Origin of the sequence: Pseudokineococcus sp. 5B2Z-1 (assembly GCF_037482305.1) — a bacterium.
Classification (GTDB): Bacteria; Actinomycetota; Actinomycetes; order Actinomycetales; family Quadrisphaeraceae; genus Pseudokineococcus.
Window position 1 is genome coordinate 608,304 of sequence record NZ_JBBHZG010000002.1, and the last position, 16,265, is coordinate 624,568.

Consider the following 16,265-nt stretch of genomic DNA (forward strand, 5'->3'; position numbering starts at 1 on the left):
GGCGCTCCGGCGCCGGCCCCCGTCGCCCCGTGGTGCCCGCGCCGTCGCCGGGACGGGCGAGGCCGGAGACCTCGAGACCCCAGGCGCGATGCGGTGACTAGTCCGTCCTGACTAGCCCGTGACCCGTCGGACGCGGTCCAGATCTGGTCCCCAGGTGGTCCTCCGGCGCCCTGTCGCCGCCCCCCGCGCCGCGCCTACCGTCGCCGTGCGGCGCCCGCCCAGCAGCGGGCCGGGGACGCCGCGGCACCGAGGGGGAGGGGTGTGGCGATGACCGCCATGACGAGCGCGGCGCAGGCCGTGTCCGGGACGACGTCCGTGGACCGCAGCTGGATGGACGAGGGGGCCTGCCGCGGCGGCGACCCGGACGCCCTGTTCGTGCGCGGCGCCGAGCAGAACGTCGCCAAGCTCGTCTGCCGCTCCTGCCCGGTGCGCACCGAGTGCCTCGCCGACGCCCTCGACAGCCGCACGGAGTTCGGCGTCTGGGGCGGCATGACCGAGCGCGAGCGCCGCGCCCTGCTGCGCCGCCGCCCCGACGTCGCCTCGTGGACCCAGGTCCTGCTCGCCGCGCGCGACGAGCACCGCGCGGCCGCGGGCGTGCCGGCGCCGCGGCTGTCCGTCGTCCGCGGCTAGCCGGCGCGGGGACCTCTCAGGCGCCGCCGAGGTCGTCGCCGACGGCGCGCAGCCCCTCGAGGTCGTGCACGTCGCGGGGGCGCGCCGGCACCTGCGCGACGGCCACGCCCGGGTGCTCGCGGCCGAAGCGCGCCGCGAGCTCCTGCTCGCGCTCCAGCCGGAACATCCGGGCCGCGTGCAGGCGCAGCAGCCCCGCCGCGAGGGCGTGCTCGCCGCGGGAGAGGGCCTCGGGGGCCGTGCCGTCCTCCTCGTCGTCGGCCGTGCGCCCCTCGAGGTGCACGACCGCGGCCCAGGAGCGCTCGGCGGACAGGCGGGGGAGCGCCGTCGTCTGCACGCGGTTGAGCACCAGCCCGGCCAGGGGCATCCCGTCGGCGCCGAGCCGCTCGACGAAGTAGGCGGCCTCGCGCAGCGCGTCCTCGTCCGGCGTCGCGACGACGAGGAAGGCCGTCCCCGGGCCGGCGAGCATCGCGTAGGTGCGCTCGGCGCGGTCGCGGAAACCGCCGAAGACGGCGTCCAGCCCCGTGACGAAGGACTGCAGGTCGTCGAGGAACTGCGCCCCGAGGATCCGCGACAGGGCCCCGGTCACCGAGCTCACCGCCCCCGACAGCACCCGCACGTAGGCGCGCCCGCCCGCGCGCGCCGGCGCGAGCAGCAGGCGGATGAAGCGGCCGTCCAGGAAGGACGACAGGCGGCGCGGGGCGTCGAGGAAGTCCAGCGCCGACCGGCTCGGCGGCGTGTCGACGACGACGAGGTCCCACGGCTCGCTCCCGTCGCCGCCGGGGACGCTCGCGCGGGCGCGCAGCTGGCCGAGCTTCTCCATGGCCATGTACTCGCTCGTGCCCGAGAACGACGACGACATGGCCTCGTAGAAGGGGTTGTCGAAGATGGCGCGGGCCCGCTCGGGGCTCGCCGCGGCCTCGACGACGTCGTCGAAGGTCCGCTTCATGTCGAGCATCATCGCGTCGAGGCTGCCGCCGGCCGCCGCGCCGACGCCCTCCACGCGCCGGGGCGTGTTGTCGAGCTCGGCCAGCCCGAGCGACTGCGCGAGCCGCCGCGCCGGGTCGATCGTCAGCACGACGACCCGGCGCCCGCGCTCGGCGGCGCGCACCGCCAGCGCGGCCGCCGTCGTCGTCTTGCCGACCCCGCCGCTGCCGCAGCACACGAGCACCGAGGTCGAGCGGTCGTCGAGGAGCGCGTCGACGTCGAGCACCGGGCCGGCGGCCCCCGACGGCGCGCTCCCGGGGGCGGCGCTCACGCCAGCCCCTGCTCGACGAGGCGGTCCGCGAGGACCTCCAGCCCGCGCGCGTCCACGCCGCCGGGCAGCAGCGGCAGCTCGACGAGCGGCCGTCCGGTCGCGACGAGGGCCTCCTGCTCGCGGTCCTGCAGCGCCAGGCGCTCGTCGTGCTCGGCCGCCTCGGCGAGCAGCCCCTCGACGACGCCGGCCCCCGACGCGTCGCGGCGCACCACGCGCGCCTCCACCAGCCCGTCGCGCACCGCCGAGGCCGGCACGCGGCCGGCGAGGGCGTCGTCGAGGAGCTCCAGCGGCAGGGTGTCCGAGCGCACCTGGTCGACGACGACGGCGCCGACGGGCAGCCGAGCCGCCTCGAGCTCGGCGACGCCGTCCACGGTCTCCTGCACGGGCATCTCCTCGAGCAGCGTGACGAGGTGCACCCGGGTCGCCGCCGAGCGCATCACCCGCATGACCGACTCGGCCTGCGTCGCCACCGGCCCCACGCGCGCGATGCCGGACACCTCCGAGTTGACGTTGAGGAACCGGCCGATCCGCCCGGTCGGCGGCGCGTCGAGGACCACGGCGTCGTAGGTGTGCTCGCGCTCGGCGCCCCGCCCGCGCCCGCGGCGGCGCACCGCCTCGTAGACCTTGCCGGTGAGCAGGACGTCCCGGACGCCGGGGGCGACCGTGGTGGCGAAGTCGATGGCGCCCACCCGGTCCAGCGCCCTCCCGGCCCGGCCCAGCTTGTAGAAGAGGTCGAGGTACTCGAGCAGCGCCGCCCGCGGCTCGATCGCCAGCGCCACGACCTCGCCGCCCCCGGGGGTGGCCGCGATCGTGCGCTCCTCGTACGGCAGCGGCGGCAGCCCGAACAGGCGCGCGACGCCCTGGCGGTCCTCCACCTCGCACAGGAGGACCCGTCGGCCACCGCGCGAGAGCGCCAGCGCCAGCGCGGCCGCCGTGGTCGTCTTCCCCGTGCCGCCCTTGCCGGTGACGACGTGCAGCCGCGTGCCGGGGAAGAGCAGCGGCGGCCCCTCGCGCCCGTCGTCCGGCCGCTCGCCGGGGTCGGGCGCGGCGTCGGGCGCGGACGGCATGGCCGTCAACCTACGCACGCCGTCCCGACGCCGCAGACCGTCGCCCGATCGCTGGTGCGAGGGGCGCACGGTCACCTCCCCGCCACCGGCGGGACACCTGCGACCAACCGGACCGACCGGTCAGAGGGGTTACGGTGCCGCCGCCCTGGCGACGCGTTCCTCGCGCCCGCGCCGGGGACGTCGTCCGCCGCCGGCGGCCGGCGGCAGCGGCCGGTCGGGCCCACGAGGCCCGGCCGCAGCCGTGGAGGAGTCGCGGCCCGAGCGGGCCCGACCGGACCAGGAGGACCCGTGGGCAGTCAGACAGCACCGGCAGGACGACGTCGGGCGCGCGCCGGCTCGGTGGCGGCGCTCGCCGCCGCCGCGCTCGTCGCCGGGACGGCACCGATGGCGGCGGCCGCGCCGGGGGACGGGCCGGGCCGCGGCGCCGAGGGCGCCCGCAGCGCCACCTTCACGCTCGTGTCGACGACGGACCTGCACGGCAACGTCCTCGACTGGGACTACTTCCGCTCCCAGCCCTACGCCGCCGGCTCCGAGCAGGGCCTCTCGCACGTCGCCTCCGCCGTCGAGGCCGTCCGCGAGGACCGCGGCGAGCGCTCCGTCCTCGTCGTCGACAACGGGGACTCCCTCCAGGGCACGCCGCTCACCTACGTGGCCGCCCGCGGGTCGGCCACGACCGGTCCGGTCACCGCGACCGGCGAGGAGCACCCGATGGCGACGGCGCTCGACGCCATCGGCTACGACGCGCAGGTCGTCGGCAACCACGAGTTCAACTACGGCCTGGACCTGCTGCGCGCCTACGAGCAGGACCTCGACGCCCCGCTGCTCGGCGCCAACGTCACCGACGTCGCCACCGGCGAGCCGGCGCTGCAGCCCTGGACGATCCAGCGGGTGCGTCCGACCGGCGGCGGCAAGCCCGTCCAGGTGGGGATCGTGGGCCTCACCACGCCGGGCTCGCAGGTGTGGGACAAGCAGAACGTCGAGGGACGTCTGGCGTTCGGCGACATGGTCGAGGCCGCGCAGCGCTACGTGCCCGAGGTCCGCGCCGCGGGCGCCGACGTCGTCGTCGTCCTCTCCCACTCCGGTCGCTCGGGCGCCTCCTCCTACGACGACACCGTGCTGCCGCCCGAGAACGTCAGCGACGCCATCGCCGCCCAGGTGCCCGGCGTCGACGTCGTCGTCGCCGGCCACAGCCACCGCGACCTGCCCGAGGCGTGGGTCGACTCCGCGGTCGAGCCCGGCAAGCGCGTGCTCGTCACCCAGCCCTACCGCTACGGCGCCTCGGTGACGGCCTCGGACCTCCACCTCGAGCGCGTGCGCGGCGAGTACCGCGTCACCGGCGCCGACGTCGAGGAGCTGCGCGCGGGCGACTTCCCCGAGGACCCGGCCTTCACCGCGCTAATGCAGCCCTGGCACCAGCGCACCCTCGACTACGTCGACACGGTCGTCGCCACCTCGGCCACCGAGCTGAGCGCCCGCGACGCCCGCTGGCGCGACACGGCGATCATGGACTTCGTCCACGACGTCCAGCGCGACGCCGTCCGCCAGGGCCTCGCGGGCACGCCCGACGCCGACCTGCCCGTCGTCTCGGTGGCCGCCCCCTTCCGCGCCGACGCCGTCTTCCCGGCCGGCGAGGTGACGATCCGCGACGTCGCCGGCCTCTACATCTACGACAACACCCTGCAGGCCGTGCGGATGACCGGCGCCGAGCTGCACGACTACCTCGAGCACTCGGCGCGCTACTACGCGTCCGTGCCCCCCGGCGACCCGGCCGACCCGACGTCCCTGTCGGCCGGCACGACGCCGGACTACAACCTCGACCAGCTCGCGGGCGTCTCCTACGAGATCGACCTCGCGCAGCCGGCGGGCTCCCGGGTCGGGCCGCTCAGCATCGACGGCCGGGCCCTCGGCGACGACGACGAGGTCGTCCTCGCCGTCAACAACTACCGGCGCTCCGGCGGCGGCGGTTTCCCCCACGTCGCCTCCGCGCCGCTCGTCTACGACCGCCAGCAGGACATCCGCCAGCTCCTCATCGACCGCGCGCAGGAGACGGGCTCCATCGACCCCGCCGACTTCGCCGCCGTCGACTGGCGCCTCGTCGCCGACGGCGAGCCGCTGTTCGGCTGAGCCGCGACCGGGCCTCGCCGCGCCCTCGTCCGCACCCGCGGGCGGGGGCGCGGTGCGTCTCGGGGGCTCCACCGGCCACGAGCGAGCGGGTCGGGCGCGTCCGGCTGGGTCCGCGGGCGGGGCCGGGCGCGCTCCGGCACTGGCTCGGCGCTCTGCGGCCGGGTGCCGCAGGGTCCGGGCGCCGGCCTGACAGTGAGGATGTGGGTGAGCCCCGCAGTGGCCGGGTCCTGACTCACGGCCTGACCGGCACGGTTGCCTTCAACACGATCTGTCGGTCCGGCCCGCTGCGGGGCTCGTGCACCCACCGACGAGGGTCGTGACCTCATAGGAGCTTGTGCCAGCAAGCACCCGTCACTGTCTTGTCCGCTCTTCGGCGGTGCGTGCCGTCCCGCGCCACCTACCAGGAGAGAAGGACGACGTGACCACCATCGCACCCGCCTGCCCGCAGACCCAGCCCGACCCGGGGTCCCCGGCCCGCGAGGGTGCGCCGCGGTCGCCGCCAGGCGGTCGCCCCGGTCGCGGTCGCGCTACCGGCCGAACAGGTCATCGGCGGGGTCGACACCCACGCCGAGACCCACACCGCCGCCGCCGTCGACCTCGCCGGACGCACCCTGGGCCACGCCACCTTCCCCACCACCACCGCCGGGTACACCGCCCTGCTGCGGTGGTTGACCGGCTTCACCACCACCGGCTCCGCCGATCACCTCACCACCGGGGTCGCCGGCGAGGACACCACCGGGGTCGTGCGGGTCGGGGTCGAGGGCACCGGCACCTACGGCGCCGGCCTGGCCCGCTACCTGCGCGACGTCGCCGGCGTGGAGGTCGTCGAGGTCGACCGCCCCGACCGCAGGACCCGCCGCTTCGCGGGCAAGTCCGACCCCATCGACGCCCAGGCCGCCGCCCGCGCCGCCCTCAACGGCCACGCCGCCGGGACACCGAAGCTGCGCACCGGCCCCGTCGAGGCGATCCGAGCGCTACGGGTGGCCCGCAGCAGCGCCGTCGGCGCCCGCGCGCAGGCGCTCGTGCAGATGAAGTCCCTGATCACCACCGCACCCCAAGCACTGCGCGAGCGGCTACGAGCCCTGTACACCGCACCCGCGAAGCTGGTCACCACCTGCGCCGCGCTGGACCCGGACCCGGCCGTCCTGGCCACCGGAGACCCCACCGCCGCCACCGAGGCCAGCCTGCGCGCCCTGGCCCGACGCCACCAGCACCTGTCCGAGGAGATCACCGAGGCCGACGCCGTCCTCGACCAGCTCGTCGCCGCGACCGCCCCCACCCTGCTGAAAGCCTTCGGCGTCGGCACCGAGGTCGCCGGGCAGCTGCTGGTCACCGCCGGGGACAACCCCCGAACGGCTGCACTCCGAAGCCGCCTTCGCCGCGTTGTGCGGCGTCAGCCCCGTACCGGCCGGCTCGGGCCGGACCGACGGCGCGGTACGACTCAACCGAGGCGGGGACCGCCAGGCCAACAGCGCACTGCACCGGGTAGTGATCACCCGGCTGCGCCACGACCAGCGCACCCAGACCTACCTCCAACGACGCACCACGCAGGGCAAACCCAAGAGGTCGATCATGCGATGCCTCAAACGACACGTCGCCCGAGAGATCTACCGCCTGATCATGCTCGACCTGGCCCCCACCACCGCGCCTCAAGCCACTTGACGGGCCATAGGAGCATCGTGCTCTCCGCGCGCCCGTCCCCGCCCGCTCGGGCGGACGCTCGCCGCGGGCGGTCGGCCACAGGGCCGGTGAGTCGGCCCCGGTGCGGGTGACCTGCCTCGCGCGGGTGGTGGGGCGGACGCGGAGAGCACGTCAGGCCGGCGCCCCGACCCCCGTCCCCGGTGACCACCGCGCGCCGAGCCAGTGCCGGAGCGTGCGCGCCACCACCCGCACCCGGCCCCGCGACAGCCACGGGCTCGGCGGCGCGTGCAGGTGCCGTGAGCTGCGGCGCGGGCGACGATCTCCCGGTGCCGGAAGGGGACAGCGTCTACCTCGTCGCGCGGACGCTCGACGCCCGGCTGGCGGGGACGACGGTCCGGCGCAGCGACCTGCGGGTGCCGCGGCACGCGACGGCGGACCTGTCGGGGCGGGCGGTGCTGGGGACGGCGTCGCGCGGCAAGCACCTGCTCACGCGGTTCTCGGGCGGCCTCACGCTGCACACCCACCTGCGCATGGACGGGTCCTGGACCGTGCTGGGGCCGGGGAAGGTGCTGCCGCGGCGGGTGCAGCCGGACGTGCGCGTGCTGCTCGCGACGACGGGAGGGCCCGGCGTGGCCGACGGGGCGCCCGGCCCGACGGCGGTGGCGCTGTCGATGCCCGTCGTCGAGCTCGTGGAGACGGCGGCCGAGGGCGACGTCGTCGGGCACCTGGGCCCGGACCTGCTCGGCGGCGACTGGGCCGACGGCGGCGCCGAGGAGGCGGTGCGGCGGCTGTCCGCGCGACCGGAGCGGGCGGTCAAGGTGGCGCTGCTCGACCAGCGGAACCTCGCGGGCGTGGGCAACATGTGGGCCGACGAGACGTGCTTCCTGCGCGGGCTGGACCCGTGGACGCCCGTCGGCGAGGTGGACCTGCCCCCGCTCGTGGCGCTCGTCGCGCGGATGCTGCGCCACTCCGTCGAGGTGCCGGGCGCCTACCAGGTGACCACGGGGGACACCCGCCGCGGACGCTCGCACTGGGTCGTCGGGCGGGCGGGCAAGCCGTGCCTGCGGTGCGGGACGACGGTGCTGGTGCGGGCGGAGGTCGCGGGCGACCCCGAGCAGCGCCGCACGTGGTGGTGCCCCCGCTGCCAGCCCGAGCCCGCCGTCCGCGCCGTGCCGGGGCGCCGAGCCCGGGGCTAGGGTCGCGGCCATGCAGCAGTGGGAGTACATGACGGCGCCGCTCATCATCCACGCGACGAAGCAGATCCTCGACAACTTCGGCGAGGACGGCTGGGAGCTGGTGCAGGTCGTGCCGGGGCCCGACGGCAACGGCCTCGTCGCCTACCTCAAGCGCCCGAAGGGCTGAGGCGCGTGGGTGCGCTGGAGCGCCTCGCGGAGCTCGGCCTCGAGCTTCCCGACGTCGTGCCCCCGCTGGCGGCCTACCAGCCCGCGGTCCGGGCGGGCGACGTCGTGTGGACGTCGGGGCAGCTGCCGATCCGCGACGGGTCGCTCGTCACCACGGGCAAGGTCGGCGACGGCGTCCCCGACCCGCAGGGGGCCGCTCTCGTGCCGCCGGGCGAGGCCGCCGAGCTGGCCCGCCTGTGCGCGCTCAACGCGCTCGCCGCCGTCGCGTCCCAGCTGCGCGACGGCGAGACGCTCGACGACGTGCGCGTCGTCAAGGTCGTCGGCTTCGTCGCCAGCGACCCCGCCTTCACCGGCCAGCCCGCGGTCGTCAACGGGGCCAGCGCCCTGCTCGGCGAGGTGCTGGGCGAGGCCGGCACCCACGCGCGCAGCGCCGTCGGCGTCGCCGTCCTGCCGCTCGACGCGCCCGTCGAGGTCGAGCTCCAGGCGCTCGTCACCTCCCGCGACCGCTGACCCGACCGGCACGCCCGGCCCGCTGACCGGGCCCCCGGCCGCGGGCCGCCCCGCACCCCCGAGAGGTCGTCCAGTGCTCCGCCGCTTCCCCCTGCCGACCGACCTGCGCGACGCCGTCGAGCGGGGCGTCCCGCAGCCGCCCGCCGAGCCGGTGACGGCGGCGACCGTGATGCTCGTGCGCGAGCCGCCCCTCGCCGGCACCGGCGTGGAGGTCTGGGTGCTGCGCCGCGCCGACGGGCTGCCGGCGGCGCCCGGCGCCACGGCCTTCCCCGGCGGCGGGCTCGACGAGCGGGACGCCGACCCGGACGTCCCGTGGCGCGGCGCGCCCGTCGAGGGCTGGGGCCGGCGGCTCGGCCTGCCCGACGAGGACGCGGCCGCGCTGCTGTGCGCCGCCGTCCGGGAGACGTACGAGGAGTGCGGGGTGCTCCTCGCCGAGGTCGACGACGCCGCGCCCGACCCGGGCGCCACCGTCCTGCCGGTCCCCGCCGAGGACGAGGACGCCGAGCGGGCGGCCCTGGCCCGGCGGGAGCTGGCGCTCTCGGACCTGCTGCGCCGCCGGGGGCTCGCCCTGCGCAGCGACCTGCTGCGCCCCTGGGCGCGCTGGACGACGCCGGAGCCGGCGGCCCGCCGCTTCGACACCTGGTTCTTCGTCGCCGCGGTGCCGGCGGGCGCGCGGGCCCGGCACCAGGGGCACCCGGGCCACGAGCAGGAGGCCGTCGAGGGCGCCTGGTGGCGCCCCGCGGCGCTGCTCGACGCCGAGGCCGAGGGCCGGGTCAGGCTCCTGCCGCCGACGCGGGTGGCGCTGGAGGAGCTGGCCGCCGCGGAGGACCTCGCCGGGCTGCTCGGCACGCGCCGCTCGCTCGAGGAGGTGCTGCCGCGCGTCGCCGGCGCGCCGGACGACCTGCACCTGCTCGCGGACCTGCCCGAGCACCCCGACCCGGTGGGTCTCGTGTGAGCAGCCGGTGTCCTGCGAGCAGCCGGTGCCCTGCGGGCCGTCGGCGTCGTGCGGGCGGGTGGGCGTGAGCGGCGCCGCGGACGAGGCCGCGGACGATGTCGTGGGGGCGGCGGCGCACCGCGTGCTGGCGCCCAACCCCGGGCCCATGACGCTCGAGGGCACGAACACGTGGGTGCTGGGGCTCGGCGGCGGCGCGGTCGTCGTCGACCCCGGGCCCGACGACGAGGGGCACCTGCGGCGGGTGCTGGAGGTCGCCGACCGCCTGGGCGGGACCCGCCTGGTGGTCCTGACCCACCACCACGACGACCACCGCGCCGGGGCGCCGCGCCTCGCCGCCCTCGCCGGAGCGCCGCTGCGGGCGGCCGACGCCGACCTGCAGGGCGGGGCCGCGCGGGGCACGCCCGGGCTCGGCGACGGCGACGCGCTCGACCTGCCCGGCGCCCGGCTCGCCGTCGTCGCCGCGCCGGGGCACACGGGCGACTCCGTGGGCCTGCTCCTGGAGGGGCCCGGCGAGGGCGCGCTGCTGCTCACCGGCGACACGGTGCTGGGGCGGGGGACGAGCGTCGTCGCGCACCCCGACGGCGACCTGGCCGCCTACCTGGCGACCCTGGGACGGCTGGCCGCCCTCGTGGACGACCGGGGCGTCGTCGCCCTGCTGCCCGGCCACGGTCCCGTCGTCGACCGGCCGGGCGAGGTCGTGGCCGCGCTCGCGGCGCACCGGCGGGCCCGCCTGGAGGAGGTGCGCGACGCCGTCCGCGCGGGCGCGCGCACGCCCGCCGAGGTGGTGGCGCGGGTCTACCCGGACCTGGACGCCGCGCTGCGGCCGGCGGCGACGCGCTCCAGCGCGGCGGCGCTCGCCCTCCTCGCCCACGAGCCCGTCGGCGGTGGCGCGCCCTAGCAGCGCGCCGGCCTCAGCGGGCCCGGCGGCGCAGGCGCTCGACGTCGACGAGCACGACCGCGCGGGCCTCGGGGCGCAGCCACCCGCGGCCGCTGAAGTCCGCGAGGGCCTTGTTGACCGTCTCCCGGGAGGCGCCCACGAGCTGGGCGATCTCCTCCTGCGTGAGGCCGTGGGCGACGCGCACGGAGCCGTCGGCGGCGGGCTGCCCGAAGCGGTCGGCGAGGTCGACGAGGGCGCCCGCCACGCGCCCCGGGACGTCGGTGAAGACGAGGTCGGCGACGGCGTCGTTCGTGCGGCGCAGGCGCTGGGCCAGCGCCCGCAGGAGGTGGCGGGCCACCTCGGGGCGCCCGGAGAGCCAGCTGTCGAGCTCCTCGGGGCCGAGGCCGGCCAGCACCACGGGGGCCACGGCGGTCGCCGTCGCGGTGCGCGGGCCCGGGTCGAAGAGCGACAGCTCGCCGAGCATCTCCGAGGGGCCGAGGACGGCGAGGAGGTTCTCGCGGCCGTCGGCGGCGCGGCGTCCGAGCTTCACGGTGCCGGAGACGATGACGTAGAGGCGGTCGCCCGCGTCCCCCTCGCGGAAGAGCACGGCGCCCCGGGGGAGCTCCACGCGCCCCATCGAGGCGAGCAGCGCGCTCGCCGCCGTGTCGCCCACCCCGCGGAAGAGCGGGGCCCGCCGGACGGCGTCGTCCACGCGCTGACCTCCTCCTCGACCGGCGCCGCGCCGGTCGACCTCAGCCGGGAGTGTGGCAGGTCCCGGACGCGCGCCCGGGTCCGGCGAGCGGCAGCGCTCGTCCGCCGCCGGGCACGGGCTCCACGGGCCGGCGCTGGGCCGGCGGGCGGGGCGGTGACGGGGGGAGCGGGGCCGACGGGCGGAGCGTGGCCGGCGGGCGCACCGAGCCTGCGGCCGCCGGCGGCACGGCGGGGCACGGGGGCGTCGCGACCGGCGACGGCACCACGGCGAGCGCTCGTCCGGGGCCGGGGACGCCCGGCGAGGCCGCCGCCAGCAGCAGCTCGGCGGTGGCCCAGCAGACGAGGTCGTCGAGGTGCTCCCGGCGGCGCGCCAGGTCGTGGCGCGCCCGGCGGAGGTCGACGAGCGCGGCCGCCGGGTCCTCGCCGCCGCCCGGGGCGGGCGTCGAGCCGAGGACGAGGTCTGCGATCTCGGCAAGCCCGTCCTCGCGGAGCTCCTCCGGGCTCGAGGGCGGGCACAGGCGGGCGGTCAGCAGGTCGGTGCGGGCCCGCACGAGGCGCGACCACAGGCGCAGCCGCTCCGAGCGCGCCACGAGCCCGGCGCGCAGGCGCCTCAGCTCGTCCAGGTCGTCGTCCATGCCCGTGGTTCGTCGGCGGGCCGAGCGCCCTTGAGCGCCCCGGGCACCGGTCGTGGCGCTCTCACCCGTGCGACGCGGGCGGCGGCACCCGGGCGGTCCCCCCGCGCGGGGCCGGAGGAGGGACCGCTCCCAGTGCGCCGTCAGGGGGCGTGCCTATCGTCGTCGCGTGCTCCCGCCCGCCGCCCCGCCCGTCGCCCCTGCGCCGCCGCGCCGCGCCCCGGGGGCGGGGCCGGGGTCGCGGCTCGCGCTCGTGCGCCGCGCCCGTCGCGTGCACCGCGCGCTGGCGGAGCGGTACCCGGACGCGCGGTGCGAGCTGGACTTCTCCTCGCCCTTCGAGCTCCTCGTCGCCACGGTGCTCTCGGCGCAGACGACCGACCAGCGCGTCAACGGGGTGACGCCGTCCCTCTTCGCGCGCTGGCCCGACCCGGCGTCGCTCGCGGGGGCCGACCGCGCCGAGCTGGAAGCCGTGCTCCGGCCCACGGGCTTCTACCGGGCCAAGGCCGGGACGCTGCTGCGCCTGGCCGACCAGCTCGTCGTCGAGCACGACGGACGGGTGCCCGCCCGGCTCGAGGAGCTGGTGACCCTCCCGGGCGTCGGGCGCAAGACGGCGAACGTCGTCCTCGGCGACGCCTTCGGCGTGCCCGGCACCACCGTCGACACCCACGTCGGACGCCTCGCCCGGCGGCTCGGGTGGACGGAGGAGACCGACCCGGTGGCGGTCGAGCGCGACGTCGACGCCCTCTTCGAGCGGCGCGACCTCACCCTGCTCTCCCACCGCCTGATCTTCCACGGGCGCCGCACCTGCCACGCGCGGCGCCCGGCGTGCGGTGCGTGCCCGGTCCAGCGGGACTGCCCGTCGGGCGCCTCCGGTGAGCTCGACCCGGTGCGGGCCGCCGCCCTCGTGCGCGACCGGGGGCGCGCGTGAGCGCCGGGGCCGCGTCCGCGGGCGGGCCGCCGGCGCCGTGGTGGGTCGAGCGCCTCGTGGACGGCGCACCGGACGCGGCCCGGCGCCTGGCGGTGCTCGGCGGCGCCGCGCGGCCCGTCGGGCCCCCGGGGCGCCGGGAGGGCCGGCGCGCCGCCGTCCTCGTGTGCCTCTCGCCGGGCGGTGGTGACGCGCCTGCGGCCGACGGCGCGGTCGCCGCGGGCGGCCCCGGGGGCGCCGACGCGCTCCCCGGCGACGTCCTGCTCCTCGAGCGGGCGGCCGGCCTGCGCGCGCACGCCGGGCAGCCGGCGCTGCCGGGCGGGGCCGTCGACGCCGGCGACGCCGACGAGGTCGCCGCCGCCCTGCGCGAGGCCCGCGAGGAGACGGGCCTCGACGTCGCGGGCGTGCAGGTCCTGGGGCGCATGCCCGTCCTCCGGGTGCCGCCCGAGGGCTTCGCGGTCACCCCGGTCCTCGCCTGGGAGCCGGTGCCCTCGCCGGTGGCGCCCGGTGCGGCCGAGGAGGTCGCGCGCGTCCTGCGCGCGCCGCTGGCCGAGCTCGTGGACCCGGCGCGCCGCGTCGTCGTCACGTGGGAGCGCCCCGCGGCCCCCGGTCGCGGGCGCCTGCGCGGCGAGGGGCCCGGCTTCGAGGTCGGGGGTCTGCTCGTCTGGGGCTTCACCGCCGCGCTCCTCGCCGCCCTGCTCGACGCCGCGGGGCTCTCGCGCCCCTGGGACGGCGCGCGCCGCGTCGCCGCGCCCCCACCGCCGCCCTCCCGCCCCCGGACGGAGGTGCCCGCGTGAGCGGGCTGCTGCGGGCGGCGCACGAGCTCGTCGTGCCCGCGCCGGGCGCCGCGGGCGGGCTGGGCTCGGTCATCGGGGCCGGCGGCGTCGTCGTCGACGTCGTCGTCGTGCTGCTGGCGCTCGTCTACGCGCTGTCGGGCTTCCGGCGCGGCCTCGTCGTCGGCCTGCTCTCGCTCGTGGGCTTCCTCGGCGGGGGCGCCGTCGCCGCGGCCCTGCTCCCCGGCGCGCTGGCCGGGTGGGAGCCGCCCTGGCAGCGGGTCGTCCTCCTGCTCGGCGGCGTCCTCGTGGCCGCCCTGCTCGGGCAGGCCCTGCTCGTGGCGGTCGGGGCGCGGCTGCGCGACCTCGTGCCCTGGCGCCCCCTGCGGCTGCTCGACGGGCTGCTGGGCGCCGCGATGTCCGTCCTCCTCGTCGGGGCGCTCGTGTGGTTCGCCGCGGGCGCCCTGCGCACCGCGCCGCTCCCGACGGTCTCCCGGGCGGTCGAGGACAGCACCATCGCGTCCGCGCTCGAGCGCGCCGTGCCGGTGGAGGCGGGCACCGTCTTCGCCGAGCTCGGCTCGGCCCTCGACGCCGGGGGCTTCCCCCGCGTCTTCACCGGCCGGGAGGAGCCCATCGCCCCCGTCGAGGCGCCGGACGCCGAGGCGGGCGCCGAGGCCGTCGCCGTCGCCGAGCGGGTCCGGGGGAGCGTCCTCAAGGTGACCGGGGTGGCCGAGACGTGCGGCCGGGGCGTCGAGGGCAGCGGCTTCGTCGTCGCGCCGGGCCGGGTGGTCACCAACGCCCACGTCGTCGCGGGGGTCGCCGCCCCCGCCGTCCAGGTGGGCGGCCAGGGGCCGCGCCTGCCCGCGGAGGTCGTCCTCTACGACCCCGAGCGCGACCTCGCGGTCCTGTCGGTGGACGAGCTGGCCGCGCCGGCCCTCCCGCTGGGGGAGGAGCTGGCGCCCGGGGACGCGGCGGCCGTCCTGGGCTTCCCCCTCGACGGGCCCTACGACGCCGAGGCGGCGCGCGTGCGCCAGGTCGTCACCGCCCTCGGCGAGGACGTCTACGGGCAGCCCGGGGTGACCCGCGAGGTCTACTCGCTGCGCGCCGACGTGCAGCCCGGCAACTCCGGTGGCCCCCTCGTCGACCTCGACGGGCGCGTCGTCGGCGTCGTCTTCGCCCGGTCCGTCGACGACCCGTCCACCGGCTACGCCCTGACCCTCGACGAGTCCGCCGAGGTCCTCGACGCGGCCGCGGGCGCGGCGGCGCCGGTGAGCACCCAGGAGTGCGTCCCGGCCTGACCCGCCGGCCCTCCCCCAGCGAGCGGTCGACCCAGCCCGCGCCAGGGGCCAGGGACGGGGGACGAGGTGACGTGGTCGGGGGGCGGCGCCGCTCAGGTGGGGAGGTCCGCCAGCCACCGCAGGAGCTCGGCGGTCACCCGTTCCGGCGCCTCCTCGGCGAGGAAGTGGCCGACGCCGGGCAGGACCTCGAGGCGGTGCTGCGCCGGGGCGGGCCGAGGGCGCGCGCTCGCGAGGGGCACCAGGCCGTCGAGCTCGCCGTGGAGCTGGAGCACCGGCACGTCCACCGGCCGCTCCAGCGCCGCCCGCAGGCGCCGCCCGTCGCGGCGCAGCGGCGAGCGGAGCTCCCAGCGGTGCCGCTCCACGGCCGCCCGCGCCGCCCACGGCGCAGCCATCGCCTCGGCGTAGCGGCGCGCCTCCGCGGGGCTCGGCCAGCCGGGGCCCGCCCAGCGGGCCAGCAGCTCGGGCACGAGATCGCCCTGCAGCCGTTGACCGCCGACCAGGCGCGTCTGCAGCCCCAGCGCGTGGCGGTGGCTGACGACGTGGCGCGGGGACAGCGCGCGCAGAGCGGTGCCCGGCGGGCCGGGCGCCGACAGGGCGGCGACGGCGCGGGTCGTGGCGGGCTCGAGCGCCGGCATCGCCCACGCGACCGACCCGCCGAGGCCCTGGCCGACGACGACCGCCCTCGAGGCGCCCAGCGCCCGGACGACGCCCGCCACGTCGGAGGCCAGGGTGGGCGTGTCGTAGCCGCGCGGGGTCTTGTCGCTCGCGCCCGCCCCCCGCAGGTCCATCGCGGCGGTGCGGTGGCCCGCGGCGGCCAGCGCGAGGAGCTGGTGGCGGAAGGCCCACCAGTGCTGGGGGAAGCCGTGGAGGAGGACGACGAGGTCGGCGCGGCCGGCCCTGCCCGTGGCGGGCGGGCCGGGAGGCTCGCAGAGCGCCACGTGGAAGCGGGCGCCGCCGGCCGGCACGAGCCGGTGCTGCCAGGGGCCCGGGACGAGGACGGGGTCGGCGCCCGGCTCGGGCGCCGACCCGTCGTCGGTGGTGGGGAGGGGCGTCGTCAGCGGGTGCCCTTGAGCGCCTGCACCGAGCTCTTCGCCGTCGCGATGGTGCGCTCCGGCGCCTTGACCTTCGAGATGCGGCCCTTGCCCACGAGCGCCAGGACGCCGGCGAGGAGCACGAGCACCCCGCCCACGATGAGGAAGGACGCCCAGGTCGGCAGCACGAGCGCGAGAGCCAGCGCCCCGCCGACGAGCAGGAGCATGAGCGCGAAGAAGCCGAAGAGCGCGGCGCCCGCGAACAGGCCCGCGCCGATGCCGGCGGCCTTGGCGTCGTCGGCCAGCTCGGCCTTGGCGAGCGCGACCTCCGTCTTCACGAGGTCGGTCAGGTCGCGCTTGATGTCGACGACCAGCTGGCCCACGGTCTTGTCCTCTGCCACTGCGCTACTCCCGCTGCTCGTCGTGCCGCCGCGTGGTGCGGCGCTCGTGGTGGCCCCGACCCGACCCCGGCTCT

The 16,265-nt window shown here is 78.4% G+C and carries 16 protein-coding genes and 1 pseudogene; 11 read left to right on the forward strand and 6 right to left on the reverse strand.

All coding sequences use genetic code 11. The features are described 5' to 3' along the window. Positions 1–267: 267 nt before the first annotated feature. Complete coding sequence (locus WDV85_RS06935; protein ID WP_445263210.1) at positions 268–630, forward strand: WhiB family transcriptional regulator; 363 nt, start codon at positions 268–270, stop codon at positions 628–630. Positions 631–646: 16 nt separating this feature from the next. On the opposite strand, the gene WDV85_RS06940 is transcribed toward WDV85_RS06935, so the two are convergent. After that, positions 647–1,885, reverse strand: coding sequence for an ArsA family ATPase (locus WDV85_RS06940; RefSeq protein ID WP_339569938.1), 1,239 nt, complete (start codon positions 1,883–1,885; stop codon positions 647–649). After that, positions 1,882–2,952: an ArsA-related P-loop ATPase gene (locus WDV85_RS06945; protein ID WP_339569939.1), complete on the reverse strand. Its 1,071-nt coding sequence runs from the start codon at positions 2,950–2,952 to the stop codon at positions 1,882–1,884. The genes WDV85_RS06940 and WDV85_RS06945 overlap by 4 nt, the downstream gene beginning before the upstream one ends. Positions 2,953–3,240: 288 nt before the next feature. Between WDV85_RS06945 and WDV85_RS06950 the strand changes: the two genes are divergently transcribed. From WDV85_RS06950 to WDV85_RS06980, 7 genes and pseudogenes are all read left to right on the forward strand, one after another. After that, complete coding sequence (locus tag WDV85_RS06950; protein ID WP_339569940.1) at positions 3,241–5,076, forward strand: bifunctional metallophosphatase/5'-nucleotidase; 1,836 nt, start codon at positions 3,241–3,243, stop codon at positions 5,074–5,076. A gap of 482 nt (positions 5,077–5,558) precedes the next feature. Beyond that, positions 5,559–6,738: pseudogene (locus WDV85_RS06955) on the forward strand (IS110 family transposase). A 305-nt stretch (positions 6,739–7,043) separates the two neighbouring features. Continuing rightward, positions 7,044–7,913 (forward strand): DNA-formamidopyrimidine glycosylase family protein, encoded by an 870-nt coding sequence (locus tag WDV85_RS06960; RefSeq protein ID WP_339569941.1) that lies wholly within the window; start codon positions 7,044–7,046, stop codon positions 7,911–7,913. Between the two features lie 10 nt (positions 7,914–7,923). Beyond that, the gene (locus WDV85_RS06965) at positions 7,924–8,079 is read left to right on the forward strand and encodes a hypothetical protein (RefSeq protein ID WP_171203742.1); all 156 of its coding nucleotides are present in this window, start codon (positions 7,924–7,926) and stop codon (positions 8,077–8,079) included. A 5-nt stretch (positions 8,080–8,084) separates the two neighbouring features. After that, on the forward strand, positions 8,085–8,588 hold the full coding sequence (locus tag WDV85_RS06970; RefSeq protein ID WP_339569942.1) for a RidA family protein: 504 nt from the start codon (positions 8,085–8,087) through the stop codon (positions 8,586–8,588). 73 nt (positions 8,589–8,661) lie between these two features. Further along, a complete protein-coding gene (locus tag WDV85_RS06975; RefSeq protein ID WP_339569943.1) occupies positions 8,662–9,543 on the forward strand; it encodes an NUDIX hydrolase in 882 nt (293 codons plus the stop codon). A gap of 64 nt (positions 9,544–9,607) precedes the next feature. Next, complete coding sequence (locus tag WDV85_RS06980) at positions 9,608–10,441, forward strand: MBL fold metallo-hydrolase (protein ID WP_339569944.1); 834 nt, start codon at positions 9,608–9,610, stop codon at positions 10,439–10,441. A gap of 13 nt (positions 10,442–10,454) precedes the next feature. Here the strand turns inward: WDV85_RS06980 and WDV85_RS06985 are convergent, their stop codons facing one another. Next, positions 10,455–11,132 carry a Crp/Fnr family transcriptional regulator gene (locus tag WDV85_RS06985; RefSeq protein ID WP_339569945.1) on the reverse strand — a complete coding sequence of 226 codons (678 nt, stop codon included), beginning with the start codon at positions 11,130–11,132 and terminating at the stop codon, positions 10,455–10,457. Positions 11,133–11,172: 40 nt separating this feature from the next. Continuing rightward, positions 11,173–11,766 (reverse strand): hypothetical protein, encoded by a 594-nt coding sequence (locus tag WDV85_RS06990; RefSeq protein WP_339569946.1) that lies wholly within the window; start codon positions 11,764–11,766, stop codon positions 11,173–11,175. A gap of 166 nt (positions 11,767–11,932) precedes the next feature. Here WDV85_RS06990 and nth point away from each other — a divergent pair, with 166 nt between their 5' ends. From nth to WDV85_RS07005, 3 genes are read left to right on the forward strand one after another with little or no spacing between them, the layout of a single operon-like run. Further along, positions 11,933–12,691, forward strand: coding sequence for an endonuclease III (gene nth, locus WDV85_RS06995; protein WP_339569947.1), 759 nt, complete (start codon positions 11,933–11,935; stop codon positions 12,689–12,691). Further along, entirely contained in the window at positions 12,688–13,485 is a 798-nt protein-coding gene (locus WDV85_RS07000) for an NUDIX hydrolase (RefSeq protein WP_339569948.1), read from the forward strand. The genes nth and WDV85_RS07000 overlap by 4 nt, the downstream gene beginning before the upstream one ends. After that, positions 13,482–14,759, forward strand: coding sequence for a MarP family serine protease (locus WDV85_RS07005; RefSeq protein ID WP_339569949.1), 1,278 nt, complete (start codon positions 13,482–13,484; stop codon positions 14,757–14,759). The genes WDV85_RS07000 and WDV85_RS07005 overlap by 4 nt, the downstream gene beginning before the upstream one ends. A gap of 92 nt (positions 14,760–14,851) precedes the next feature. Here the strand turns inward: WDV85_RS07005 and WDV85_RS07010 are convergent, their stop codons facing one another. Both WDV85_RS07010 and WDV85_RS07015 read right to left on the reverse strand, forming a co-directional pair. Continuing rightward, a complete protein-coding gene (locus WDV85_RS07010) occupies positions 14,852–15,724 on the reverse strand; it encodes an alpha/beta fold hydrolase (protein ID WP_339569950.1) in 873 nt (290 codons plus the stop codon). A gap of 89 nt (positions 15,725–15,813) precedes the next feature. Continuing rightward, a complete protein-coding gene (locus WDV85_RS07015; protein WP_339569951.1) occupies positions 15,814–16,173 on the reverse strand; it encodes a phage holin family protein in 360 nt (119 codons plus the stop codon). Positions 16,174–16,265 lie beyond the last annotated feature (92 nt).